Source organism: Duganella guangzhouensis (assembly GCF_009674535.1).
In the GTDB taxonomy this organism is placed as follows: domain Bacteria; phylum Pseudomonadota; class Gammaproteobacteria; order Burkholderiales; family Burkholderiaceae_D; genus Rugamonas; species Rugamonas guangzhouensis.
The window spans coordinates 106636-130982 of record NZ_WKJK01000019.1 but is presented as its reverse complement, the minus strand read 5'-3'; the positions used below and the strand labels follow the sequence as shown (position 1 = coordinate 130982).

Genomic DNA, 24347 nt, shown 5'->3' with positions numbered 1-24347 from the left:
GACTACGCCAGCCGCTGAATGCGGATGGCGTCAATCAGGCCATCGGCCTGGCGCTGCACTTTCTCGATATCGATCAGACCCTCGTCCTCCAGCAGCTTGGCGCCGTCGTGGGCGGCCTGAAAACTCTCCAGGGTGTCTCCCTTGGCGGAAACCGGCCGTATCCAGGCCACGCTGCCCACCTTCATCTTGCTATACACTTCTTTGGCGATATCGCGCATATTTTTTGTGCCCTTTATTTGCTCTCAATATTGACAGCGAATCAAGCGCAGACTGGGCTGCGCCGCATTTAGTGTAATCATTTGGTGCAAGCGAAACAAGCACGCTGTTGCGTGGCGCCGTCACCCGGCGCGCGCGCTCATTGACTGGTGAAGCGGGTGCTTTCGGGCACCGGGCCGTGTTCCGCCTCGTACTCGCTGGCGGCAGCGGCGGCCACCACGCCCGACACCGGCGCCAGCATCGCCAACTGCTCCATCAGCTGCGCAAAGCGCTGCTGGCCGGGCGCGATCGCATCCACATGCATCAACACGCCGATGGCTTCATCGGCCAGCGCGCTGTCGTAACCGTTCTGCTGCAGATGCGAGATCAGAATTTGCGCGGAGTTGAACAGGATGCGCATATTGTGCGGCAGTGAGCGCCGCGCGCTGCGCATCCATTCGATGGCTTCCACCAGCTTGCCGGTCTTCCACAGCAACACGCCCTTGTTCATGATGTCGGTCGCTTCCAGGCGCGCGGTCTTGATCAGCTCCGCGCCCTCGTCGGCCATGCGTGCCCGGTCGAAGATTTTTTGCACGTCCTCCAGCAGCGCACTGTTGTCGTGGTTATTGCGGGTGACGTAGCACAGCAGATCCACCGGCGCCTCCTTGACGCCGACCGCGAACAGCAAGGTCGCCATGTCCAGGCAGGTGTCGGTATCGGGACGCTGGCGGCTGGTGTCGGCCAGCATGGCCTCCAGCTCATCGCCCGACTTGCGCGCGCGCCGGAAGTCGCCGCTCTCGTGGTACACCAGCCCCTCGGTGATCTTGGCGCGCAGCGTCACCTGGTCGCCGCCAAACTGGTGCACCGCCGCGTTGAGCAGGCGGATCGCTTCCTTGGTGTCGTTCTTCTGACCGCACACGCGCGCCAGGCCCAGATAGGCATCCACCGTTTTACGCACCGAGAATTCGCCGATCTCTATGCATTTGCGGAACGCCTTTTCCGCCACCGGAATATTCCCCAGCTTGAGCGCGGTCTGTCCCAGCGAGCGCTGACGCGGCACCGAATTGGGCGACAGCTTGGCGGCTTTTTGCAGCACGTCGAACGATTCCTCGGTCTTGCCCTGCAGCTGGAACGACTGCGCCAGCTGATCGAAGGCATCGATGTAGAAGCGGTTGTCGGCGATCACGGCCTGGAACATCATGCGCGCCGCTTCCAGGTCGCCATTGGTCATGCGGATTTTACCCAGGCCGCAGCGCGCCCAGTTGTAGTCGCGGTCCTGCAGCACCTGTTCGTACACCACGCCGGCCTGCTCGGCCTCGCCGGCCTTGAGCAGCAGCGTGGCTTTCATGCGCAGCAGCTCGATGGCATGCAGCGGATTGTGCGCCACCTGTTCCTCGCACAGCCGGGCAGCGCGCAGATAATCCTTGTCGGCGAATGCCTGGTCGATGTCGCGGAAGATCTGTTTTTTCAGCCACACCCGGTTGAGGCGCGTCAGCAGCACGCCCTCGGTGATCGGCTTGATGATGTAGGCATCCGGCTGATGTTCGGCGGCGCCCATCACCGACTCCACGCTCTTTTCGGCGGACACCATCAGCCACACGCTGGACGGCAGCATCAAGTTGCGGATGCGCGCTTCTTCCAGCACCTGCTGGCCGTTCTTGCCGTCGCCCAGGTTGTAATCGCACAGCACCACGTCGTAGCGGGTTTTCGCCAGCAGCACCATGGCTTCGCCGCCGCTGGACGCCTGGTCGATATGCTTGGCGCCGAGGTTGCGCAGCGATTCGCGCAGCAGTTGGCGGATGCCGACAAAGTCGTCGATGATCAGGTAGCGCTTTTCCGCCCAGTCGATGCCGCCGTCCGCCGCCGCTGCTGGTGCTGTGCTCATCATGGTCTCCGTCATGGCAGGCGCAGGATGAAGCAGCCGCCGCCCAGCGGGCCGCCGTTTTCCAGCGCGATGCTGCCGTGGCGCTGGCGGTGTTTGTGCATCTTCGCGACTTCACTGGAGAAGTACAGTCCGAGGCCGCTGCTGTTGTTGAGGAAGTTGATCGCTGATTTGGCGCTGGCGCCAGATTGCAGCATGGCGTCGGGGAAGCCGTCGCCATTGTCCTCAACCCGCAGTTCCAGATAGTCGCCATCGATGCTGATGGCAAGGCGGATGCGGTCCCTGGTATAGCGGATGGCATTGTTGATGGCGTGGACCAGCACGCCGATCACCAGGTCTTCGTCCAGCGTCCAGATGGCGTGCTGCGGATATTCGACGTCGAAGGTAATGCCGCGCGATTGCAGCAGCACCTGCGCCTGGCCGGACACCAGCTCCACCAGCTCGCGCACGCTGCGCGGCGCCGGGTCGAACGGGTAGCCGGGTTTGCCGACGTCCTTGTACAACGCCAGCAGCTGGATCAGGTTGTCGTTGAGGCGCTTGGTCTGGTACAGCATCTGCGCCATCTGGCCGAATTCGGGAGCGCTGTTGGAGGGATGCGCGGCCAGCAGGTTCTCCAGCGTGCCACTGAGGACGCTGATCGAGTTTTTCATGTCATGCACGGTCGATGCGAGGAACATGAACAGTTCCGGTGAACCTGCATGCTGCTGTGCTTCTTCTTCATCCATTTGCGGGTCTCCATGGACGCCAGTGTTCATTGCCGATTATAGCGTGCCGCCTGTGCTGTCGCCAACGAGGTGCGTTTGCGTCGACGCAACAGGGCTTATTGGGCGCGGCGGCGTTGTTTAAGCAGGAAGCGGCCGGGATCGAGGGCGTCGACCAGCGCGGCTTCCAGTGGCGGCGGCGTGTGTTCCAGCTGGGAGACCAGCAGTTCGGCCATCAGCGGCGCCCAGATCAGGCCACGCGAGGCGTAGCCCAGCAGGCAGTGCAAGCCGGGGTGACGCGGCACCTCGGACAGGAATTCGAGGCGGCCGGCGTTGGCGTAGTCGGGCAGCGCGCCGGCCAGCGGCAGACGGTCCGGCGCGGCGCAACGGAAGCCGACCCGGCCCGCCAGCGGGGCGGTGTCGGCCAGCGCGGCGACGGCCTCGGTGGGGATGATTTCGGCCAGGCGGGTGAGGTTTTCCAGCTGGCTGCTGGCGCGCAGCGCGGGATCGTCGTCGCTGTCGTAAGTGGCGCCGGCGCAGACCATGCCGTTCGACGGCGGCGTCACATACGCTTCGCGGCATACCACCAGCGGCAGCAGCGGCGGCTGCGGCGCGGCATCGGCCAGCGGCAGGTGCGTGACCTGGCCGCGCAGTTTGAACAGCGGCAGCTCGGATGCCTGCTCGATCTGGCCGGCGCTGGCGCCGCTGGCGAGGATCACGGTCGGCGCTTGCGCCAGCAGCGCGCCATCCGCGCCGCGCACCTGCCATTCGTCGTCCACACGCTGCAGGCTAAGCGCCTCGGTGCAGAACACGCGCCGCAAGCGCTCGCCGCAAGCCGCCAGCATCGCCTCGCACAACGACGCCGGACGCGCCCAGCCGCCCTGCTCGAACAGCCAGCCGCCATGCGGTGTCGGCGCGCCAATCATCGCACTGGCCTCCTGCGCGTCGGCCCAGCGCGCGTACTGCTGCGGATAGCCCCACTGCGCCAGCACATCCTGCTGCACCTTGGCATGCCGCTCATCGCGCGCCAGTTGCAGCACGCCGCAATCGGCGCCATCGAAGGCCACACCAGCGCCGCCCATGCGCCGCCACTCGCGCAGCGCAAACAGATACGCCGCCCGGCTCAAACGCGTGGGAATATTGTCATCCTTGGACAGCAAGGGCATGAAGATGCCCGCCAAATTACCCGACGCCTCCTGCGCCGGCTGCGCGTGACGCTCGATCAGCGTCACCTGCCATCCGCGTGCGCACAGACGATGCGCCGCCGACGAACCGGCCAAACCGGCCCCGATCACCACCGCCCGCCGCACCGGCGCCACCTGCTCCGCCGCGCGCGGCCGCAAACTGCGATACTCCGCCACGATATCCGACGCATCGGCCATCCGGCACACAAAGCCCGCCGCCGTCAGCGCCCATACCAGCGCCTCGTCAGCCGCGCGCGCATGCAGCGTCGCGCCCTGCACCGCAAGCTTGGCCAGCATGCGCGCCAGTGACGGCGCCACCTCCGGCGACAAATAAAACGCATCCACCCGCGCCGCCACCTGCGGCAGCATCGCATCCAGCGCGCCGACCAGCAGATCCAGCGTCACCTCATCGCTCAGAATCACACGATGAAAGCCCGGCACATCGAGCGGCCACACATGGCCCAGTTGCTCCGGCGCCGGCGGCACATCGGGCGCCACCGCAATGTAATGCAGCCGCCCGCCCAGCGCGCGCGCCGCTTCAAACCGCTCGCCACAGAACGCCGTGTCGAGCACCACCCGCGTTTTCACTTGCGCGCCTTCCTGCAGAAGCAATCCGGCGCATGGTCATTCACCATGCCGATGCCCTGCATGTACGCATAGATAATCGTCGAGCCGACAAACTTGAATCCCAGCTTGGCCAGATCCTTGGAAATCCGGTCCGACAATTCCGTCTTGGCCGGACGCGGCCCCTTGCCGCTGGCCAGCGGCTTGCCGCCCACATAAGACCACAACAGCTTATCGAGACTGCTGCCACTGTCCAGCAGCCGCAGATACGCCTGCGCATTGGTGATCGCAGCCGCCACCTTCAAGCGATTGCGCACGATGCCCGCATTGGCCAGCAACTCCGCCACCTTCTCCGGCCCATACTGCGCGATCTTGTTCGCATCCCACTGATCGAACGCCAGACGATAGTTCTCGCGCTTATTGAGAATGGTTTCCCAGCTCAGGCCCGCCTGCGCGCCCTCCAGATTCAGCATCTCGAACAAACGCCGCTCGTCGTGGCAAGCCACGCCCCACTCGTTATCGTGATAATCGAGATACAAAGGATTGGCCGGATTGGCCCAGCTACAGCGCTTCTTTTCCATGCCCTCAGCCCAGTTCCAGATCGCTGGACAAACCGATGCGGCGCCGTTCGCCGCCCAGCACCAGCGTGCCAGTCAGATTGCTCACCAGCCGCACCTCGCCATCCGCCACCGCCTGATCCAGCTGCTGCATCAGGCGCGGGAACACGCCCTCCGGCCGCGTGGCCGCAGTGCTGTACAGCGCGGCCCACGCATTGCGGCCGGAACGCTTGGCGATATACAGTCCCTGGTCCGCCAGCTCCACCACCTGCGACCAGGATAGCAGACGCGGTTGCTCCGGCAGGAACGGGAAGCAGGCGAACCCGATCGAACAGGTCTTCGACAAGCGCACGCCATCCGGCAGCACGAAATCGCGCTCGGCCACCGCGCGCCGCATGCGCTCCGCCACGCCGGCCGCCTCGTCGCGATGGGTGGCGCGCGCCAGCACCAGGAATTCCTCGCCGCCCCAGCGGATCACGTAATCCGACTCGCGGAACACTTCGCGCAAGCGTTCCTGCATCTGCACCAGGATGGTATCGCCGGCCGCGTGGCCATAGCGGTCGTTGACTTCCTTGAAGTGATCCAGATCGACCATGAAGAACACCAGATCCTTGGGCGCCATCAGATCGCACTCGGTCAGCTCGCGGTGCTGGCCGGCCTCGTAATTGCGCAAGCTCATGGCCACATCCTCGTCCACGTTCTGCAGGAAGAAGCGGCGGTTGCGCAGACCGGTCAGCTGGTCGGTCAAACTGACCTCCTCCAGCGCCTTGTAAGCCTGCTCCAGCTCCAGGTTCTTCTCCAGCAGCTGTTCCTGGGTCGCCGCCACCTGACGGTAGGCGCTGGCGTTGTCCAACGCGATGGCACCGTACGCACACAGCGTGCGGAAGATCAGCCGTTCGCGCTCGCCATACGAATGCGCCAGCAGCGACTGTACCGTCATCACGCCCAGTACCCGCTCGCCCACGCGCAGCGGCGCAAACAATAGCGTCAGCGTCGGCAGCGTGCCGGGGATCAGATGCGGCGTCACGCCCTCTTCATCCAGCTCGATCAGGATCTCGCGCCGTTCGCGCACGCAGCGCGCCGAATTGGCGCTGGGTGAGGACAGCGGCACGCTGATCGGCGGCACCGGCTTGCCGGCCTCGATGCCGAAGGCGCAGGCCAGCGTCTCGCCATCCGGCTGCAGCAGGAAGATCGAAAAGTGGGTCGCATCCAGCAGGCCGTGCACGTGCCGGTCCAGCGCGCGGAACACCGCCGCCGCATCCAGCTGCGCGGTGATCTCCTGGCCGATCGCGCTCAAGTGCTCCAGCGTGGCACTGGTCTGCTGCAGTACCTCGGCGCGCTGCGCCTCGGCGGCCGCCAGTTGGCGATGGTGTTCGCCCTCGGTCTGCGCGCGTTCGGTCTGATACTGCACCTGCATCGCGATGGCGCGGTTGGTGGCTTCCTTGCTGTGGGTCTGGTCGCGCGCGGCGTTGGCGCGCAGCGCGATGGTGTAGGCGCGTTCGTAATCGCCGATCGCCGCGTATTCGCGCGCCGCCGCGTCCAGCAGCGCGCCCGGCACCGTATAGCCTTCAATGGTGGCGGCGATTTCCAGCGCCAGCTGCAGATAGTGCAGCACCGCGTTCGGCGCCACCATCAGCTCGGGGCCTGGCAGCGCGTGACGCGCGTGGATATCGGCCAGCACGTTCAGCGCCGCGATCTGCGCCGAGGCGTCGCCATGGTCGCGCGCCAGCGCCAGCGCCGCCTGGGCCGCCGCCAGCGCATCCTCGGGCCGCGCCAGGTGCGACAGCGCATGCGCCTGGCCGCGCCGCGCGCTGCTCTGGAAATCGTTCTGGCACAAGGCGTCGCCGCGCGCCGCCAGGCGGGTGAAGCTCTCCAGCGCCGCCACGTGATTGCCCAGGTCCAGCGCCAGGTCGCCCTGGTACTCCAGCGCCACCGCGTAGGCGCGCGATCCGGACAACGCCGCCAGCGTGGTCAATGCCTCGCGCAGCAGGCTTTGCGCGGCCTCGCGCTGGCCCAGCTGACGCAGCGTTTCGGCGGTCTGCATCAAGCACATGCCGATGCTCAGCGGCCAGCCGGTGGGACGCGCCAGATCCAGCCCGCGCTGCATCCACTCCAGCGCCGATTCGTGCGCATTCAGGCTGGTGAAGCCATTGCCAATATTGGTGGCGACGATGATGGCGCGGCGGATCTGGCCGGTGGCCAGCGCGGTTTCAAAACTCAGCATCAGGTGGCCGATGGCGCGCCCGTATTCGCTGCGCTGGAACGCGCAGGTGCCGAAGAAATCGCTGATCCAGCCGGCGGCGATCGGTGCCACGCCGTCCAGATCGGTGCTGAAGCGGCCGGCCCAGCGCTGCTGCGCGGCCTGCCAGTCGCCAAACGCGTCGCAGATGCCGGAGGCGGCATCGATCACGTCGATGCGCACCGGATCTGCCGCGAGGCGCGCGGCGGCGGCGGCTTCGCGCAGCCAACGGTCGCCGTTGGCGATGTCGCCGCGGTCGTTGGAAACCCAGGCCATGATCCAGCAGGCGTCGGCGCGGCAGCGCGCGGCTTCGGCGGGCAGGCTGGCGGCGGCGCCGGCGCACAGCTGCAGCGCCTGTTCGGCATGGTAGCGGGCGGTGTCGAGTTCGCCTCGCAGCCATTCCGGCTCGGCGGCGACCAGCAGCAGCCGGGCGCGCTGCACGGCGGCGGCGTCAGCGGGCAACAGTTCCAGCAGCGGCGCGATCTCCGCGCACAGCCGCTGTGCCCGCGCCGGATCGCGCTGGCGCAAATGCCAGGCAAGCGGCAACAGCAGCTTCAGCCGCTCCGGGCCTTGCACTTCCGGCAATGCCGCATCCCATTGCGCCAGCTCGTCGTCGAGCGCATACATGTCCACCAAATGACCATCCTTCTACTGTGTTGCCGCAGCGCGCCGTTGCGCTGTTACCGCATTATTCCACAGTTTGACGATGGCCAAACAATTTTAGTGCCATAAGGAAATAACCTTGGTGGAAGCATCACTATTTCCGCTTAACAGGGGGGAAACGTTGCACAAAAAAACCGGCCACGAGGGCCGGCTTGGTCGCACGCCATCCCGACGGTGCGCGTCAGGCGCGGTCCTGCTGGTTGATCTGGATCAAGCGCGAACGCATTCCCTCGGTGGCGGCGGGGCCAGGCGCGAACATATAGTCCTCGTCATTGATGGCCAGGCCGCTGTTGGCGTCCACCAGCACCTGGTCGGCCGGCTTGCCGGTCTCGCGGCTGACCACCAGCAGGCTGGCCCCTTCCGGCGCCAGGTGATCATTGCCCCAGGCCACAAAGGCCAGCAGCACCGGTTTGAAATCGCGGCCGGCCTTGGTCAGCACATATTCATAGCGTGGTGGCCGGGCACTGTACTGGCGGCGCTCCATCAGGCCGCCTTCGACCAGCCCGGCCAGGCGCCGGGTCAGCATGTTGGGGGCGATTTTCAGGCTCTTCTCGAATTCATCGAAGCGGGTCAGCCCGTAGAAGGCGTCGCGCAGGATCAGGATGCTCCACCACTCGCCCACTTTTCCCAGGCTGCGAGCGATCGGGCACGGCATGCTGCCAAAGTCGGTATGTTTCATCTTCTACTCCTTCACGTCGGATGGGTGACTTGCATGTTTGATGCAAGAAAGTGTGACTTTCTTAGCTGACGGAACTCGTGTGACAATGTGTGTATTTTCTACCTTCAATTTAGTCTCCTTTTTTTCCCTGCGTTTCTGCAAATTTTCTCTATGAAAAACCTAGTTTTCCGGCCTGTTTTTATTCCACCAAAATAGGCCAAAAATTGGTGCTGAAAACTCTCCAAAAATCACGCTATTTCCACACGTCAATTTCCATGTAAAATGTGAACATTCGCGAGATTGTTCCTTCAGGATAAAATTCTTCCTGTAGATAAACGTCTCGCAGCATTACCGGCTACCGCTAAACGCAAGTTCCGTAGCCAGAGTTGAAATGCTGCGCACCCCAAAAACGTGTGTAAAAAAAATGAACATTTTTACCAAAACCCTTACTGTCGTGTTGCTCACCCTGCCGCTGCTGGCCAGCGCCGCCGGCAAAACCGCTACCGCCTCCATGCAGGTCACCTTTGAAGTCAAGGAATCCTGCAATGTGCAAGACAGCACCAGCGCCACCAAGGCCGATGCCACCGGCACCAAGGCCACGCCAGCCGTGGCCTGCCAGCTGAACACCCCTTACCAGGTGAGCCGCGGCGACAGCGCCAGCAACACCAGCAGCAGCGCCCCCCAGGCCAACGCCATCCGCCAGGAAAACAGCGCCGGCGTCTGGACCGTCACCTTCTAAGCCTCAAAACTGCACCGTTACCGTCACCGTATCCTTGTAATCGCCCGGTGACGGCGTGCTCTGCGACGGCACCTTGCCGTACACCACTTTCGTTACCGTCGTCCCATCCCCCTGCCCCGACACCACCGTGGTGCCATTGTTGCCATCGCCCCAGGCATTGCCGCTAGGCGCATCCAGCAACTGGTACAGCACTGTTTCCGTACTATTCACGTTTTTCATGCGCCGCGCCGCCGGGTTGGCGCTGTTCACGCCGCTGGACAGCAGCAGGCGATAAAGAGTGCTCTTGCTGCAGCGCAGACTCATGCTGGCACTCGAGCTCAGCGTGCCGCTCAGCATGCCGCTATCCGGGAACGCCAGATTACCGATGCTGATGTTGCAATCGTTGATCACCGTCGAGCTCACCTGGAACGGAATCGCGACCGAGCCGGTCGGGATCAAACACCCCAGCACACCGGTCAGCGAGAACTGGTACTGCATCAGGGCGCTGCCGGCGCCGAAGTTCGACGTCACCGCCGCATTGTCAACTCCCACCGCATTCGCCGCCAACGTGGCGTCCGCCGACAGCCGCGCATACAGCGGCACGTTCTGCGTCAGCGAACCGACGCCACCGCTCTTCACTAGCTGGAACGCAATCCCTTGCGATGCGGTATTGGTGCCGGCCCAGCCGCCCCACACCTTGGCGGCGGAATAACTGGCGTCGGTATAAATGTTGTAGTTGGCCACCACCGCACCGCCGTTGCTGAGCTGACGCGTCGCCGTATCCGAGGCCGACGAATTGGTACCGCCGCCCAACGTCAGGCACACCGTCACGTTCGGCGTCAGCAGGCTGCCGAGGAAATTGGTCCAGTTGCAGGTCACCACAAAGGTTCTTGACGCATACACATCGCTGCTGGAAATCGAACTGACGCTGGCGAAGGCAAAATCGCTGCTGGCGATGGTGCAGTTGTCGGCGCGCGCCGGCCCGCTCAGCAGCGCCAGCAACACGCCCAGCAGCAGGAGCCAGCGCCGCGCCATCATTGCACCCCTTCGCAGCGGAACGGCCCCAGCGTCGGCATCGGCTGGCCCTTGACCGCCGCGTAAGCGAATTCGACCATGCAGGGCTTGCCATCCACCGTCAGTTTCAGATGATTGCGCGGCTGCAGATGGTCGACAAATACCACGCCGTCGTAGCCGACCACCGTGCTGTCGCCGCTTTCCACGTGCTGCACGGCGGTGCCGGCCGCCAGCGGTTTGTCGTCGGCGCCATGCAGGATCACGCTGGCGGCCGCATAAGTCTCGACCGGGAATTTGACCAGCAAGCCCGACAGCCGCGCCGGCACCACGCTCTGGCCGGTGCGCAGCACGCGCGCGTCCAGCGGCAGCGCGCTGACGTCGATGCTGACCTGGTTTTGCAAATAGGGGTTCAGGTTCGGCACCAGCAGATAACCGCTGCCGCTGGTGCGGCCGATCGCCAGGTTTTCCTGCAGCACCGGCACCCCGCCAACGCCGTCGGTGGACACCAGCGCGAAGCCGGCCCCGACCTGGCGCGCCGCGTGCACGCCGCCATCCATCAGCACCAGCGCGCCGCTGAGATCCAGCGACGAGGTGCTGGTGCCGCCGGTCTGCTGGGTGTAGCCGGTGAGCTGGCCATAGTTGCCGAGATAGGTGACCTGGCCCTGGCGCAGCGGCGTGCCGTTGGTCTGCACCGATTGCAAGGCCCAGCCGAAGCCGCCACCATAATCGGCGGTGCGGGCCAGCGTCATGCTGTGGCTCTGCACGCCGTTCTGGCGGCTGCGGCTGGCATTGGCGGAGATGCGGTCGCCAAAGCTGCCGCTCAAGCTGAAGAACACGCCGCGCGCCTGTTGGTCGCGCAGATCGCGGAACGCGCTGACGCTCAGATACAAACCCATGCCCAGCGTCGACGACAAAGTCAGCGCCGCCACCTTGGCCGGCGGCGTCAGCGGCGTGCGCACGCTGACCAGGCTCAGGCCCAGCCCTTGGCCGCGGAACAGCGACAGGCTCAGATTGATGCGGTCGGTCGCGCGCACCACCGGCGCCCCTTCCGCCGTGCCCAGGTCGGCATAGCGCAGCGAGGCGCGCTGCGATTGCAGGTCCAGGCTGTAGCGCGAACTCAGATACTGATAGCCCAGCGTGGCCTGGCCACCGCTACCGCCGCCGTTGCCCTCGCCACTGCGGCTGCCGGCCAGCGAACCGCTGACCACACCCGCCTGGCCCAGCCGCCACAGCAGGCCGGCGCCGCCGTTCAGCGTGGCGCGCCCGGCCTCGCCGTGCGCTTCCAGCGTCAGATCGTCGCTGACGCCGCGCCGCAGCGAGCCGCTGAGCGCCGGCGAGCGGCTATAGTCGAACGAGGCCAGGGTGTAGCGCCGCCGCAGCACGCCCAGCTCGACCGAGTAATCATTGAGGCCGGCCGCCAGCATGCGGGTGTCGACATACAGCGGCATGGTGGTGCTGACCGCGCGCCCGCTGGCGTCGCGCGTCACCAGCGTGGCCTGGCCGGCGCCGTTGATGCCGGACACCTGGTTGATGACGAACGGGCCGGATGGCACCGCCGTGTCGACCTGGCGCACGCCGTCGATGTACAGGCTGACCGCGCTCGGCACCACCGCCGAGCCGCCCAGCGCGGCGGCCGGGAAGGTCAGCAGATCCGGCCGCAGGTCGAAGCTGCGGCGCCACTGCAGGCCGCCCATGCGCAGCGAGCGCGACCAGGTGAGCGAGGACGAGATCAGATCGCCGGCCTGCCAGGTTTCCAGCGTGTCCGGATCGGCGTGCACCCAGGCCGTGTCGTAGCGAATGAACTCGCGCCGCTCGCTGCTGTAGTTGAACACCCCCGTGCTGCTGAGCACGCCGCTGGCGTTGAAATAGCGCAGCTCGTTGCTGATGGAGCTGGAACGTTGCTGTCCGAGCCGGGTGTAGATGTCGTAATTCAGCAGCGCGCCCGGCGTCACGCTGGCCGGGCCGGCGCGGCGGCTGGTGCGCGCCGACACCTGGATCGGCGCCCGCAGATGGTCGGCCACGCGCAGCGTAATCGCCTGGCGCGCCGCGTCATAGGTATAGCTCAGACCTTTGGCCTGGTCGAGGTCGAACTCGTCCTGGCCGTCGACGCCGAACAGCTTGGGGTCCAGCTCCAGGTCGCGCAAATTCTGCACGCTACTGCGCAGCCCCGTGGGCTTGCCACGGGTGAATCGCAGGATCAGGCCGGTCGCTTCGCCGTTCAAGGTTACCTCCAGAAAAAGCTCTTCATCCGGCGGTGGTGGCGCCACCGGGGTTTGCGCCAGCGCACAGCCCACCACCCAACAGGCCAGTAGCCACCACCACGCGAAGCGGCGCCGCATCCCGGCTTATTCCACCCTGGCCACGGTGCTGGCGCTCACGGGACGGGCGTTGATATTGGCCTTGACGCCCAGTGTCCCGCTCAGATCGGCTTCGCCAGGCGTGGGCAGGCGCCATTCGCGCACATTTCCCGCCAGCACATAACCAAACAAGCCGGGCGCAATATCGAACTGCTTGCCGGCGGCATTGCTCAGAACCAGGGCGCCGATCTGTGCGCGCTGGGTGCCGCTGTTGCGGACTCGCAACATCCAATGATCATCTTTTTTGTACACCGCCCAGGCCAGCGCCGGCGCGGCGCGCTCGTCGGCCGGCAGCACAAACATCGGCACCGAATAGCGCAGGCGGATGTCGACGCCGCTGGCCGGCCCGCTGTCGTCCTTGGGAATTTCATCGATCAGGATGCGGTAATACAGCTCGCCGGCTGGCAATTGCTGACTGCGCCGGACCAGCCGGATCATCTGGCTGTTTTTCGGTTCGATCTGGATGATGGGGGGACTGGCCACCACGTCCTGGGTGGGCGTCAACACATCGTCACCATCCTTTTGTTCCCACAAGTAGACCCGGACCTGGCCATACACGGTGGCCTCGCCCATGTTTTGCATGGTGATGCCGGTGGCGCCCTGGCCGGCGCGCAAATTGATCATCACCGGTGAAATCTGCAAGTTGGCGGCGGCCACCGGCCAGGCCAGGCTAATCGCCCACAGTCCTACGATCCATGCGCGCGCCGCCGTCATGCCGCCTCCGTCCGCTCAACATTTCCGTTGCTCAACACTCAATTCCATTATTAAGGATTTAAAAAAATCCTGCTTTTGTTGGAGGAGACAACTGTTTTGCAAGCGTAGAAAACTATCAAAAATATTTAAAAGATAGGCATAATACGCAACACGGAGTGATAAAACTTTATCAACCAAATTTCCGGGGCTGCCATGCCGACTACTGTCGAAAGCACACGCGCCAAGATTCTCATCGTGGATGATTCCGCGTTTGAGCAGCGGATGCTGGTGGATTTGCTGAGCGAGATGCCATACAAGGTCTCGGTGGCCTTCAATGGCTTGCAAGGTTATCAGCTGGCGCGAGCCGATCTGCCCGATCTGATCCTGCTCGACGTACGCATGCCGAATATGGATGGCTATACCGCCTGTCGCCTGCTCAAAGCCAATCCGGTGACCCAGGACATTCCGGTGATTTTCCTCAGCGGCGCCGATGCCGACGACGACCGCATCCTCGGCCTGTCGATCGGCGGCGTCGACTATGTCTCCAAGCCGTTTTCGCCGGGCGAGCTGGCGGCGCGCATCCAGGTCCACCTGAACCTGGCGCGGCGCCAGCAGAGCCAGCCCAAGCCGGTCGATCCCGAAGCGCCCGAGCCGGAGGCCGAAAGCGAGCCGGACGCGGTGCTGGTCAACGCCGTCAAGCGCCTGATCAGCGACAATCTGGCGGCGCTGCCCGGCCTCGCCGAGATCGCGCGCAGTGTCGGCACCTATCGCGAGAAACTGTCGCAGGTGTTCCGCGAACAGACCGGCATGACGGTGTTTGGCTTTATCCGCGAAGAACGGATCCGGCGCGGCGAGGAATTATTGAAGGATACCGAGATTGACGTGCAGGATATCGCGCTACTGATCGGCTTCAACAACGCCGGCAATTTCGCCACCGCCTTCCGCGAACGCATGGGCGTCACCCCCACCGCCTACCGCCAGGCGATCCAGCACAAAAAAGAACGATAGTTCCTTATAGGGAAATTTTGTTGCGCAAATTGAATAAAATTTAAATTTGTGGTAACTTTGATGCACAACAAATAATTTTCCGAATCAACATCGTCTAGGGACCAAATGAAGAAAGCCACGCTTAGCGCAGCCATCGCCCTGTTAACCGCAGCCCTGGCACCTTCGGCCTACGCCAAAACCGCAACCTGGGTCGACCTGACCTCGCCCACCACCACCATCGTTCTCGACAAAAGCACTGTGACCTACAACCCGATCGCCAGCGAAATCTGGGTATACGACGGCGCCAATATTACGGATCAAAGCGCGGCCCATATTGAAAGCGTGGTTGAAACCCAATTCAGCCTGGCCAGCACCGGCGTTGGCTCGCTGAAGTTGGTGGGTCAGAATGATAGCCAATCGAGCAACAGCATCACCCTGAGCAGCGCGACCAGCTACCTGGCGGTCCATTACGGTGGCGGCGAACTGCTGTTCTACTGGGACACCCCGCTGGCGGCCAACACCACCGTCACGCTGGCCAACCTGAAAGGCATCAGCAACTACCGCGCCTACACCGCCGTGTCTGCCGTGCCTGAACCGGAAACCTACGCCATGATGGCGGGCGGCCTGGCGCTGCTGGGCTTCATGGCCCGTCGCCGCAAACGCGCGTAAGCTTCAAGCGGGCTCCGCCCGCATCTGACGGCGCCAGAAGAACCACGAGGCCAGCGCGTTGACCCAGTAGGCGGCGTACAGCACCGCCGTCAGGTACAGGCCGCGACTGGCGTACAGCGGCACAGAGACCGAATTCACCAACAGCCAGAACGGCCAGGTTTCCAGCCGCCGCCCCATCAGCAGCAACTGCGCCACCACGCTGAACATCAGCACCGCCGAATCGATGAAGGGGGCGTAGGCATTGGTGTAGGCCTGCAGCATCAGGCCGTAGCCGGCGGTGGCCAGCACGCCGATGCCGGCCATCCAGGCCAGCGCCGACGCCTGGGCGCGGCTGATCGGCAACCCGCCACCACCACGCCGCCATTGCAGCCAGCCGATCACACAGGTGACGATGAAGAACAGCTGCAGCGCGACGTCGGCATACAGGTTGACGCTGTAGAACAAGGTGGCAAACATGGCGCAGCCGATGATGCCCAGCCACCACGAATGCACGTTGTTACGGCCCGATAGCACGATGGAAACCGTCATGACGGCATTGGCGGCGATTTCCAGCGGTGAGATCAACAGCGGTCCTTGGCTTCAGTTGCGACTAGTTGCGACACTCCGCCGGCAGCACGCGCTCGGGAATGTCGGCGCTGGCACACTGCCAGACGACGCGCTTATTCTCGTCCACGCGCGGCGTGAACGCAATAGCCTTGCCGCGATAGTTCAGATCGGCCGGGAACACGCGCACCATGCCATTGCCGGCATCGACCGTGATGTCCTGCACCGCGTGGTTGGGATCGTCCATCGCATAGCCGGCCGCTTCCAGCGTGGCCGGGCCACGGCCGTTGGCGTAAAAATAACGCTCGACCGCCGCCGTTGCTTCGTGGCCGACCACCACCGCTTGCGCCATGCGCGCCTTGGCGGTGTAATCGCCATAGGCCGGAATCGCCACCGCCGCCAGCACGCCGATCAGCACCACCAGCCCCAGCACCGAACCGGCGCCGCCCACGCCCAGCCGCGGCACCAGCAGCGCCAGCAGATAGGCCAGGCCGTGGCGGCCCGGCTGTGTCACCTCGTTGCCCTGCGCCAGCCCGCGCACCGCCGCCATGCGCTTGACCAGCCATGGATAATCCCCCACCAGCTCGTGGAACGACATCCAGAAACCGCTGCTGTACTGTGCCTGCGCGCTATAGTTACTGGCGCTGAGCTGGCGCCAGCGCTTGCCGCCGGCCGCCAGCGCGGCCAAGCCGACCTGCGCGCTCTTCAGGTCGTCGCAGGCGTGGAAACCATGACGGTCGCAAGTGTATTCGCGGGCCCGCGCGTAGGCCGCGCCCAGCAATGGCAGCCAGGCCGCCGGCGCCAGCAGCGCCGACCAGCGCAGATGCTGCCGCGTCAGGTGGCCGATCTCATGACCGATGTAGAAATTGATCGCGTCCGGCCGCTCTTCCAGCGCGTCCACCACGTCCGAATACAGCACGATGAAATTGGTGCCAAAGAAGCGGGTGGCGAAGGCGTTGAAGCTGCCGCCCATCTGCAGCAGATAGGCATCCGGCATCTCTTCCAGGCCCAGCCGCTGGCAGCACGATTCGATGCGCTGGTGCAGATCGGGAAACTGCGCCGGCGTGATCTGCACCCCGGTGCCACGAATGTAGGACACCAGCGCCGACTGCGCGAAGCAATAGCTGACAAAGAACAGCAGCACATACACCAGCGCCATGCCCAGCGTACCGATCACCAGCGCCGCCCAGATCAGCAGCGACAGCGCCAGCATGATGCGGAACAGCGTCTTCTCATTCTTGTAAATCAGGTTCATGCGGCTCCCGGCCCATCAAAAGTTTCCCCGGAGCTATTCTAAATGCTGATTTAAGAATTTTGCAACTATTTATGACAACGAAATTTGTAAATCCGCGATATTGATCGGTTTGACCAGATGGGCGGCGAAGCCGGCCTCGCGGCTGCGCGTCTTGTCGTTCTCCTGACCGTAGCCGGACAGCGCCACCAGCTTGAGGCCGGTGCCGCCGGGCAGCTGGCGCAAATGCCCGGCCAGTTCGAAGCCATCCATGCCCGGCAGGCCGATGTCGAGGATGGCCACTTCCGGCATGGTGGCCGCCGCCAGCGCGATCGCCTGGGCCGGATCGTAGGCCACGGCGGCGCGGTAGCCGAGCGCGCCCAGCAGTTCGCCCAGCGAATCGGCGGCATCCTGGTTATCGTCCACCACCAGCACCCGGGTGCCGCTGCCCTGCTCCAGCGCCGGCGCCGCGTTGGTGCACACCACGGCCACCTCGGTTTCCGCCACCACCGAATCCGGCAAGGTGATGGTGAAGGTGCTGCCGCGTCCCTCGCCGGCGCTGTAGGCGCTGACCTGGCCGCCATGCATCTGCACCAGATTGCGCACCAGCGCCAGCCCGATGCCGAGCCCGCCCTTGGCGCGGTCCAGCTGGCGGTTGCCCTGCACGAACAGATCGAAGATGTGCGGCAGCAGTTCCGGCGCGATGCCGTTGCCATCGTCGGTGACCTGGATCTGCACCGTGTTGCCCTTGATGCGGGTGGCCAGCGTGACGTGGCCGCCGGCCGGCGTGTAGCGCGCCGCGTTGCTCAGCAGGTTGGACACCACCTGCGCCAGCCGCGCCGGATCGCCATGCCAGCGCACCGTCGGCACGTCGACCAGCAGCCGGTGCTGCTTCTGTTCCAGCAGCGGGCTGGCCATTTCAATCGCCTTGTTCAGCACGTCGGCCAGCGGCACGGTGTCCTTGCGCAGCTCGACCTTGCCGCTGGCGATGCGCGACACGTCCAGCAAGTCATCCACCAGCCGCACCAGATGGTCGACCTGGCGCTGGATCACCGCCTGTTCCTGGACAGTATCGGTATCGCGCAACTTCATCAGCTTGAGCGCGGTGACGATCGGCGCCAGCGGATTGCGCAGCTCGTGACCCAGCATGGCGAGGAATTCATCCTTGATGCGCGAGCTCAGGTTGAGATCGGTGTTCAGGCGTTCGCTCTCGGCCATGGCCTCGGCCAGCGCGCGGTCGCTTTGCAGCCGGCTCAGCGTGGCGCACACGGCGGCCGTGCACTGTTCCAGGAACTGGCGATAGGCGGAATCCAGCGGCAGTCGCGGCGATATCTTGAACGCCAGCGCCAGCTCGGCGCACAGCTGCAGCTCGGCGCCACGGATCACCAGCACGTCGGCGCCGGGCCGGGTGATCGTCTCGTCGCCATCCAGCAACGTGACCGCCAGCAGATCGCCCGGATTGTCGACGCAAGTCTGGGCGATGGCGGCGCGCACATCCTGTTCGCTGCGGCAGCCCAGCAGGCGCCGCCCCAGCAGATCCAGCGTGTGACGGCGGCGCTCGGCCAGCACCTGGGCGGTGGTTTCGGTGCACACCACCAGCACCCCGCCCACCTCGTCGTGCTCGTCAAACACCGGGGTGTAGGTATAGCTCCAGAACACGTCCTCGATGCGGCCGTTGCGCCAGATCGGCACCAGGTTGTCGGCATACCAGCGCGCCTCGCGGCCGTTGCGCACTTCGTCGATCTGCGGGCCGATGATGGACCAGATCTCGGGCCAGCACTCGCGCCCGCCCTGCCCCAGCGCGGCCGGATGCTTGCCGACGCCAAAGCACGGCACATAGGCATCGTTGTAAATCTGGGTCAGTTGCTCGCCCCACCACAGGAACATCGGATGCACCGAATGCATGACCACGCTGACGGCGGTGCGCAGCGCCTGCGGCCAGTCGTCGATCGCGCCCAGCGGCGTCAGCTCCCACGGATGGGCCTGCACCAGCGCGCGCATCGGCGTGCCGCTGCCGATGAAGCGCGGCCAGCGCTCCAGGGCGCCGGTAAGGGAGGTGACGGGCTGTGACAACATGGTCATTTTTCTCAGATTCGGAAGTCAAATAGTAACAACTGTACCGTACGGCGGCGCACAATAGGTGTTCGCTAGCGACGAAATTTGCATCGGCTTGACATTCTCGTCACATCTGGCAAATTGTCGCTATTGATGAACAAGAAAGTGCAGCATGCAAGCGCGTCGGATGCTATCCGCCATTGCCTGGCTGGGCGGGACGGCGCATGCCGGCGCGTGCGAGCTCAGTATGGCGCTGGAACAATGGCCACCCTATGTCTACACCGCGCCGCAGGGCGCGGTCACCGGACTGGATTGGGAGCTGGCGCAAGCCATCTTGAAGGAAGCCGACTGCAAGCTGAAGGCGTAGCCGGAACTGCCGACCGCGCGCCGCCAGCGCCTGTTTGAACTGGGCCAGCTGGACTTGATGCTGGCCGCGTCCAACACCGCCGAGCGACGCCGCTACGCCCGCTTCAGCGCGCCCTACCGCTATGAAACCGTGGGCCTGTTCACGCGCAGCAATCGGCGCGCCGATTACCTGCACATCAACAACCTGGACCAACTGGCGCGTCAGGGAATCGGCTTGCTGGCGCCCAAGGTCGGCTACTACGGCCCGGCCTATGCGCGCTTGCAACCGCAGTTGAGCGCCTCCGGCAAGCTCAGCACCTTCACCAGCTTCCAGCAAGGCTTGCGCATGCTGGACGCCGGCCGCGCCGACCTGATCCTGGGCGACAGCGGCGCGCTGCGCCATGAAGCCAAGCTGCAGGGCATCGCCATCAGCGCGCTGCCGCTGGTGGTGCTGCGGGCGCCGGTACACCTGATGCTGAACAAGAGCAGCACCAGCCCGGCCGAGCTGGAGCGCATCAACGCCGCCATCGCCCGGCTGGAGCACAACGGCACCCTGGCCGCCATCCGCGCCCGCTACGGCGATTTGTAATCAATGTTCGCGCCAGCGGTCGAGATTGTGCGGCTCAGCCAGTGAGACGCCATTGCGCTCGGCGCGGAAGCGGCCCGACGCTGCGTACACCGCGCGCCGCACCCGCATGATGGAGCCGATCGGCCGGTGCGCGGCGATGCAATGCCACGGATTGAACTGCATGCCGTCATCCACCAGCGTGGACAAGCCATGCGTCCAACCGGCCTGCGCCGGCGCGGTAATGCGCGCCACCGCCACCCACGGTGCCTGCCATTCCACCGAGGCATCCTCGATCGGCATCGTCTTCAGATCGGTGCATAGCTGCACCCGCAGCTCCCACTCGGCCGCATGCGCGCTCATGAAATCGACCACCGCGCCGCGCAGGCCGTTCGGCTTGTGCGACAGATCGACCGCCTGATCCTTCAACGCCCTCAGCTCGGGCGACAGCGGCGCCAGCGACAACTTGGCCATGTAGCGCCCGTACAGCAGCGGCGCGCCGGTGAAAAAAGTTTCACCCAGTGGATGGGTTTCCGGATGGCCGCCCAGGCTCTTCAACGCCGCGCTCTCGCCGCCCACCGCTTCCAGCACTTTTTCCACGCCGCGCAATGCCGCCGACAGCGCTTTCTTCAAGCGCGGCGCCTTGTCGGTGGTGGCGGCCAGCAGCTTGACGCTGCTCAGGAACTGTTTGGCGCTGGGGGCCAGAAAAGTCGGGCCGTTGACCATGACGAAATCCTGGGTCACATCGCCCTCGCCATCCGGCAAGCGCTCGCCCGGCACGCCGATCACCTTGATGGCCATGCCGCGCGGCGTCGATACCTTGTCGTCCAGCAGATCGCCCGGCGTGGTCGACAACCGCAGCACCACCGGCCAGGCCAGCCCACCATTGCTGAACAAGCCTTGCGCATACTCGGGCGGCAAGCCCTCCAGCACGCGCAGCTCACCGCGCAGCAGGCCATGGCTCTTGGCGTGCACGGCGCGATGCGCATGGCCGGTGTCCTTGTCGACGGTGGCGGCGATGTGGTGCATCGACGCGATCAGACCGGCGATGGTGTCGGCCTCGCCGTCTTCGGGCACTTCATACAGGGGATCGTAAGGCAGGGGATGGATGGGGGCATGCATGGCGGACCTCGCTGATGGGCTGCCGCCATGATGCCCCCGGCCGGCGGGCGCCGTCTGTGTCTTGGCGCACGCCAGCGGGATGGTTTACACGCGCTGCATCATCCACAGGAGGGCCATGGCGGCCGAGCCCAGCGCCGCCGCCTGCCGCACGCGCGCGTAGAACGGCCGCCGCGCCAGCAGGATCAGCAGCGGCGCCGCCACCAGGATCACCAGCATCTGCATCGCTTCGATGCCGACGTTGAACGCCAGCACGCCCGTCACCAGCCGCACGCCCGTCAGTTGCAGCTCGCGGATGGCCGAGGCGAACGCCAGCCCGTGCACCAGCCCGAAGCCGAACGCGATCCACCCCTCGTGGCGCGGGAAAATCGGCCGCCACGCGTGCAGCGCCGAGAACAGGATCGACGAGGCGATGGCAAATTCCACCGGTTGCTCCGGCAGTTTGAAGCTGCCGAACGCGCCCAGCATTAGCGTCACCGAATGGCCCAGCGTGAACGCCGTCACCACCTTCAGCAGATACACCAGCAGATGACGGCTGCCGCCAAAACCGCTCCACTGGCCATCCTTGACCAGCAGCGCCGCCGGCAGCAGCAAGGTCAGCAGGAACAGCAGGTGGTCGGTGCCTTCGGCGATGTGGTTCATGCCGAGCCGGAACAGGTCGGCGCAGCCGGCCCACCAGCGCGGATCGGCGCCCTGCACGTCCAGGCTGCGCTGCCCGAAGTGCAAGGTGCCCAACATGCGCGACGGCGCCTCGGGCGAAGTGCGCAACGCCACCACGGTCAGATGGCTCGGGACCTGGTGCGAGATGGCGTCGTCGCCAAAGCTGAAGCGGTCCAGCGGCGCGCCGGCCGGCGGCCGCAGCGTCATCACGGCCACCAGATCGGCCGGTTGGCGCGTCATTTCCCAGCGCAACTGCTCGACCTTGACCACCCAGCCGCGCCCATCCGGCGACACCGGCCGGATGTGCGCCGCCAGATAGGCCGAGATCTCGGCGTCCGGCGCCGGCACGCCATGCGGCAATGCCAGCTTCAGCTCGTCGACCGGCAGCACCAGCTCGGCGCGGATGCTGCCCTGCTGGCTGACCAGCAGGACTTCCGACTGCGGCGACGGGTGCGCCAACGCCGCAGTGCTCACCAGCGTCGCGGCCAACGCACCGGCCGCGATCAGGCGTTGCAACAACTTAGAAGCTGCCACCGTAGTCCGCCGTCTTGTCACGCCAGATGGTGTGGTAGTGGATGTCGGTGCCATACACCACGCCCTGCTGCACCACGAACTCGATCCACACGCGCGGACCATCGACGCGGATGTAGGAGTGCTGCGCATCCAGCGGCGACGCCAGCGAGTTCGGATAGGCGCTGAAGTCCGCCTTGCCGCCCTGGCCGATGCCGTAAGCGACATAAGTGTTGGCCAACGCATCATCCGCCAGGTAAGCGCCGAGCAGCGTGGCCGCCACGTCGTAAGCCTGGGTGTTGACCCATGCTTCGATCGCCGCGCGTACATAGCCTTGCTGCTTGGCCGTCATGGCCGAGTACTGCAGGCCACGGCCGCTGGTCGGATACGACAGCGACTTGAAGTTGCCATCGCTATTGCCCGAGGCGCCCATGACGACGTCGGTGAAGGTACCGGACAACTTGGCGGCGGCCGACGCGGTGCTGTCGGCCTGGATCGCTTCCGCCAGGTTGTAGACGGCGGCACGCTGTTTCTCCATCGGCGCGTGCTGGGTGCCGGCGCTGGTGGCGTTGGCAGTCACGTTGACGGTGCCGTCCGAACCCACGGTCCAGTTAGGCGGTTCGACGCCGACGAAGTTCGGCGTGGCACTGACCTTGCCGGTGTTGTAGGTGATGTTGTAGGCCAGGTGGTGACCGGCGACCTGCAGTATCCACGGCGAAGTGGCCGATGGCGTGCCAACGAAGGCGATCGAGTACAGGTCGGTGCCGTAGTCCAGCGTCAGGCCACCGGTGCCGCCGGTGCCGCCGGCGCCAGGATCGGTGCCGGTCGGCGCGGTGCCGGTGCCGTCGGTTGGCGGCGTGAAGGTGCCGTCGGTCGGAATGGTGCCAGTGCCGGTGCCGTCGGTTGGCGGTGTGCCGCCGCCGACGATGCCAGTGCCGCCGCCAGTGGTGCCGCCACCGGATGCCATCGCGGTCGCCAGTACCGTGTCGGCCGCGCGCAGCTCATTGAACAGCGTGATGCCGGGGGCGCTCAGCGCTTTCGCGATCAGCGTGTTGGCCGCCGCCAGTTGCGCGGCGGTCAGCGTGCTGGTGTTCAGGCGCAGGCCGTGACGCGAGCCTGGCAGATTGGTCCACTGGATCGCGCCGGCCAGCGTGTAGTCGAACAGCACGGTGGTGGACGAGGTGGCATCGGTGCCGACGGTTTTCTGGTCAGTCGACAGCGTGGCCAGGAAAGCGTTGGCGGCGTTGACCACGGCGGCGGTGTTGGCGCCTTCGCTGACCACATTGACCTTCAGCGCCACGCTGTTGCTGGTGGCCGAGCCGGCGGTGTTGGTCGCGATCACCTTGTAGTTGCCGGCGCTGTTGGCGTTGGCGGTGGTGATCTTGTAGATGCGCGAGGTGGCGCCCGGGATCTCGACGTCATTGCGGTACCACTGGTACGACAGGCTGACGCCATTGGCGGTGGTGTACAGCGTGACGCCGGTGCCGGCGTTGACGGTCTGCGCCTGCGGCTGCACGTTGATCGATGGCGCCGTCACCGACGACGACACCACGATGTCAGCCGCGTTCGAGGTCACGCTGCCGGCGCTGTTGGTCACGCTGACGGTGTAGCTGCCGGCGGCCGAGGCGGCATAGGTCGGACGGGTGGCGCCGTCGACGGCGGTGCCGTCCTTGTACCACTGGTAAGCCATTTCCAGGCCGTCGGCTTCCACCGCCAGCGTCTGGCTGGTGCCGGTCAGGATGGTGGCGCCATACGGCTGGGTCAGAATCACCGGCGTGGTGGCGACGGTGATCACCGCGTTGGCGCTGGTGACCGAACCATCCGACGCGGTCACCACCACGTAGTAGGTGCCGGCCTCGGTGGCGACGTAGTTGGCGCCGGTGGCGCCGGTGATGGCGGCGCCACCCACGTACCACTGATAGGTCAGGCTGGTGCCGCTGGCCACCACCGACAGCACGCTGTTGGAGCCGGACACGATGGTGGCCGCAGCCGGCTGCAGCGAAATGGCTGGGCCGCTTGCGCTGGCCGTGGCGGTGGACGAACTGGATGAATCCGAGCCGCCGCTGCAGCCGGACAGCAGCAGCGACAGGGTGGTAGCGTAAGCGGCAAGCGCCCGGCTGGAAATGTGCATGATGTGCTTTCTCCGTTATGAAAGAAAACACACTCTATTCAGGCGACAAGATGTTTCCCCTGGGTTATTGTCGTTTTGCCCAGATTTACCCGATTTAACAGTCATCA

20 protein-coding genes and 1 pseudogene are annotated in these 24347 nt (G+C 65.1%); 5 read left to right on the top strand and 16 right to left on the bottom strand.

Annotated features, from left to right (window positions below):
• Positions 1 to 2: 2 nt before the first annotated feature.
• The 7 genes from GJ699_RS27870 to GJ699_RS27840 form a co-directional block, all read right to left on the bottom strand.
• Entirely contained in the window at positions 3 to 218 is a 216-nt protein-coding gene (locus tag GJ699_RS27870; protein WP_154382599.1) for a hypothetical protein, read from the bottom strand.
• Positions 219 to 355: 137 nt separating this feature from the next.
• A complete protein-coding gene (locus GJ699_RS27865; RefSeq protein WP_154382637.1) occupies positions 356 to 2080 on the bottom strand; it encodes a response regulator in 1725 nt (574 codons plus the stop codon).
• An 11-nt stretch (positions 2081 to 2091) separates the two neighbouring features.
• The gene (locus tag GJ699_RS27860; RefSeq protein ID WP_154382597.1) at positions 2092 to 2802 is read right to left on the bottom strand and encodes a sensor histidine kinase; all 711 of its coding nucleotides are present in this window, start codon (positions 2800 to 2802) and stop codon (positions 2092 to 2094) included.
• 95 nt (positions 2803 to 2897) lie between these two features.
• Entirely contained in the window at positions 2898 to 4574 is a 1677-nt protein-coding gene (gene mnmC1, locus GJ699_RS27855; protein ID WP_229262325.1) for an FAD-dependent 5-carboxymethylaminomethyl-2-thiouridine(34) oxidoreductase MnmC1, read from the bottom strand.
• Complete coding sequence (locus GJ699_RS27850; protein ID WP_154382595.1) at positions 4547 to 5107, bottom strand: DNA-3-methyladenine glycosylase I; 561 nt, start codon at positions 5105 to 5107, stop codon at positions 4547 to 4549. The genes mnmC1 and GJ699_RS27850 overlap by 28 nt, the downstream gene beginning before the upstream one ends.
• A gap of 4 nt (positions 5108 to 5111) precedes the next feature.
• Positions 5112 to 7949 (bottom strand): sensor domain-containing diguanylate cyclase, encoded by a 2838-nt coding sequence (locus GJ699_RS27845; protein WP_154382633.1) that lies wholly within the window; start codon positions 7947 to 7949, stop codon positions 5112 to 5114.
• A 217-nt stretch (positions 7950 to 8166) separates the two neighbouring features.
• Positions 8167 to 8664 (bottom strand): winged helix-turn-helix transcriptional regulator, encoded by a 498-nt coding sequence (locus GJ699_RS27840; RefSeq protein WP_154382594.1) that lies wholly within the window; start codon positions 8662 to 8664, stop codon positions 8167 to 8169.
• Between the two features lie 403 nt (positions 8665 to 9067).
• On the opposite strand from GJ699_RS27840, the gene GJ699_RS27835 reads away from it, so the two are divergent.
• The gene (locus GJ699_RS27835) at positions 9068 to 9382 is read left to right on the top strand and encodes a hypothetical protein (RefSeq protein WP_154382592.1); all 315 of its coding nucleotides are present in this window, start codon (positions 9068 to 9070) and stop codon (positions 9380 to 9382) included.
• A gap of 3 nt (positions 9383 to 9385) precedes the next feature.
• Here GJ699_RS27835 and GJ699_RS27830 read toward each other — a convergent pair whose 3' ends face one another.
• Genes GJ699_RS27830 through GJ699_RS27820 form a run of 3 tightly spaced genes read right to left on the bottom strand, consistent with a single transcriptional unit; the run spans position 9386 to position 13446 of the window.
• Positions 9386 to 10399: a Csu type fimbrial protein gene (locus tag GJ699_RS27830; protein ID WP_154382590.1), complete on the bottom strand. Its 1014-nt coding sequence runs from the start codon at positions 10397 to 10399 to the stop codon at positions 9386 to 9388.
• A complete protein-coding gene (locus tag GJ699_RS27825) occupies positions 10396 to 12714 on the bottom strand; it encodes a fimbria/pilus outer membrane usher protein (protein WP_154382588.1) in 2319 nt (772 codons plus the stop codon). Before GJ699_RS27825 ends, GJ699_RS27830 begins: the two co-directional genes overlap by 4 nt.
• 6 nt (positions 12715 to 12720) lie before the next feature.
• On the bottom strand, positions 12721 to 13446 hold the full coding sequence (locus GJ699_RS27820; protein WP_154382586.1) for a fimbrial biogenesis chaperone: 726 nt from the start codon (positions 13444 to 13446) through the stop codon (positions 12721 to 12723).
• Positions 13447 to 13638: 192 nt separating this feature from the next.
• On the opposite strand from GJ699_RS27820, the gene GJ699_RS27815 reads away from it, so the two are divergent.
• Positions 13639 to 14433: a response regulator transcription factor gene (locus GJ699_RS27815; protein WP_154382584.1), complete on the top strand. Its 795-nt coding sequence runs from the start codon at positions 13639 to 13641 to the stop codon at positions 14431 to 14433.
• A 552-nt stretch (positions 14434 to 14985) separates the two neighbouring features.
• Positions 14986 to 15081 (top strand): annotated as a pseudogene (locus GJ699_RS35435) (FxDxF family PEP-CTERM protein); the annotation flags it as partial.
• A 3-nt stretch (positions 15082 to 15084) separates the two neighbouring features.
• Here GJ699_RS35435 and pnuC read toward each other — a convergent pair.
• The 3 genes from pnuC to GJ699_RS27795 form a co-directional block, all read right to left on the bottom strand.
• On the bottom strand, positions 15085 to 15645 hold the full coding sequence (gene pnuC, locus GJ699_RS27805) for a nicotinamide riboside transporter PnuC (protein ID WP_154382580.1): 561 nt from the start codon (positions 15643 to 15645) through the stop codon (positions 15085 to 15087).
• A gap of 25 nt (positions 15646 to 15670) precedes the next feature.
• Positions 15671 to 16879 (bottom strand): M48 family metalloprotease, encoded by a 1209-nt coding sequence (locus GJ699_RS27800; protein WP_154382578.1) that lies wholly within the window; start codon positions 16877 to 16879, stop codon positions 15671 to 15673.
• A gap of 69 nt (positions 16880 to 16948) precedes the next feature.
• On the bottom strand, positions 16949 to 18931 hold the full coding sequence (locus tag GJ699_RS27795) for a hybrid sensor histidine kinase/response regulator (RefSeq protein ID WP_154382576.1): 1983 nt from the start codon (positions 18929 to 18931) through the stop codon (positions 16949 to 16951).
• Between the two features lie 151 nt (positions 18932 to 19082).
• On the opposite strand from GJ699_RS27795, the gene GJ699_RS34790 reads away from it, so the two are divergent.
• Together GJ699_RS34790 and GJ699_RS27790 are read left to right on the top strand one after the other, a co-directional pair.
• Complete coding sequence (locus tag GJ699_RS34790) at positions 19083 to 19277, top strand: hypothetical protein (protein ID WP_229262324.1); 195 nt, start codon at positions 19083 to 19085, stop codon at positions 19275 to 19277.
• Between the two features lie 6 nt (positions 19278 to 19283).
• Positions 19284 to 19844 (top strand): substrate-binding periplasmic protein, encoded by a 561-nt coding sequence (locus GJ699_RS27790; protein ID WP_308495540.1) that lies wholly within the window; start codon positions 19284 to 19286, stop codon positions 19842 to 19844.
• Here GJ699_RS27790 and GJ699_RS27785 read toward each other — a convergent pair whose 3' ends face one another.
• The 3 genes from GJ699_RS27785 to GJ699_RS27775 all read right to left on the bottom strand — a co-directional run bounded on the left by GJ699_RS27785 (position 19845) and on the right by GJ699_RS27775 (position 24240).
• The gene (locus GJ699_RS27785) at positions 19845 to 20942 is read right to left on the bottom strand and encodes a catalase family protein (RefSeq protein WP_154382574.1); all 1098 of its coding nucleotides are present in this window, start codon (positions 20940 to 20942) and stop codon (positions 19845 to 19847) included.
• Positions 20943 to 21026: 84 nt separating this feature from the next.
• Positions 21027 to 22133, bottom strand: coding sequence for a HupE/UreJ family protein (locus GJ699_RS35370; RefSeq protein WP_154382572.1), 1107 nt, complete (start codon positions 22131 to 22133; stop codon positions 21027 to 21029).
• On the bottom strand, positions 22120 to 24240 hold the full coding sequence (locus GJ699_RS27775; protein WP_154382570.1) for a DUF3500 domain-containing protein: 2121 nt from the start codon (positions 24238 to 24240) through the stop codon (positions 22120 to 22122). The genes GJ699_RS35370 and GJ699_RS27775 overlap by 14 nt, the downstream gene beginning before the upstream one ends.
• Positions 24241 to 24347 lie beyond the last annotated feature (107 nt).

Bases quoted from the DNA above. Each gene is read 5' to 3' on its own strand.
- GJ699_RS27870 (WP_154382599.1), bottom strand. From the start codon at position 218: ATGCGCGATATCGCCAAAGAAGTGTATAGCAAGATGAAGGTGGGCAGC.
- GJ699_RS27865 (WP_154382637.1), bottom strand. From the start codon at position 2,080: ATGAGCACAGCACCAGCAGCGGCGGCGGACGGCGGCATCGACTGGGCG.
- GJ699_RS27860 (WP_154382597.1), bottom strand. From the start codon at position 2,802: ATGGATGAAGAAGAAGCACAGCAGCATGCAGGTTCACCGGAACTGTTC.
- GJ699_RS27850 (WP_154382595.1), bottom strand. From the start codon at position 5,107: ATGGAAAAGAAGCGCTGTAGCTGGGCCAATCCGGCCAATCCTTTGTAT.
- GJ699_RS27845 (WP_154382633.1), bottom strand. From the start codon at position 7,949: ATGTATGCGCTCGACGACGAGCTGGCGCAATGGGATGCGGCATTGCCG.
- GJ699_RS27840 (WP_154382594.1), bottom strand. From the start codon at position 8,664: ATGAAACATACCGACTTTGGCAGCATGCCGTGCCCGATCGCTCGCAGC.
- GJ699_RS27835 (WP_154382592.1), top strand. From the start codon at position 9,068: ATGAACATTTTTACCAAAACCCTTACTGTCGTGTTGCTCACCCTGCCG.
- GJ699_RS27830 (WP_154382590.1), bottom strand. From the start codon at position 10,399: ATGATGGCGCGGCGCTGGCTCCTGCTGCTGGGCGTGTTGCTGGCGCTG.
- GJ699_RS27825 (WP_154382588.1), bottom strand. From the start codon at position 12,714: ATGCGGCGCCGCTTCGCGTGGTGGTGGCTACTGGCCTGTTGGGTGGTG.
- GJ699_RS27820 (WP_154382586.1), bottom strand. From the start codon at position 13,446: ATGACGGCGGCGCGCGCATGGATCGTAGGACTGTGGGCGATTAGCCTG.
- GJ699_RS27815 (WP_154382584.1), top strand. From the start codon at position 13,639: ATGCCGACTACTGTCGAAAGCACACGCGCCAAGATTCTCATCGTGGAT.
- GJ699_RS27800 (WP_154382578.1), bottom strand. From the start codon at position 16,879: ATGAACCTGATTTACAAGAATGAGAAGACGCTGTTCCGCATCATGCTG.
- GJ699_RS27795 (WP_154382576.1), bottom strand. From the start codon at position 18,931: ATGTTGTCACAGCCCGTCACCTCCCTTACCGGCGCCCTGGAGCGCTGG.
- GJ699_RS34790 (WP_229262324.1), top strand. From the start codon at position 19,083: ATGCAAGCGCGTCGGATGCTATCCGCCATTGCCTGGCTGGGCGGGACG.
- GJ699_RS27785 (WP_154382574.1), bottom strand. From the start codon at position 20,942: ATGCATGCCCCCATCCATCCCCTGCCTTACGATCCCCTGTATGAAGTG.
- GJ699_RS27775 (WP_154382570.1), bottom strand. From the start codon at position 24,240: ATGCACATTTCCAGCCGGGCGCTTGCCGCTTACGCTACCACCCTGTCG.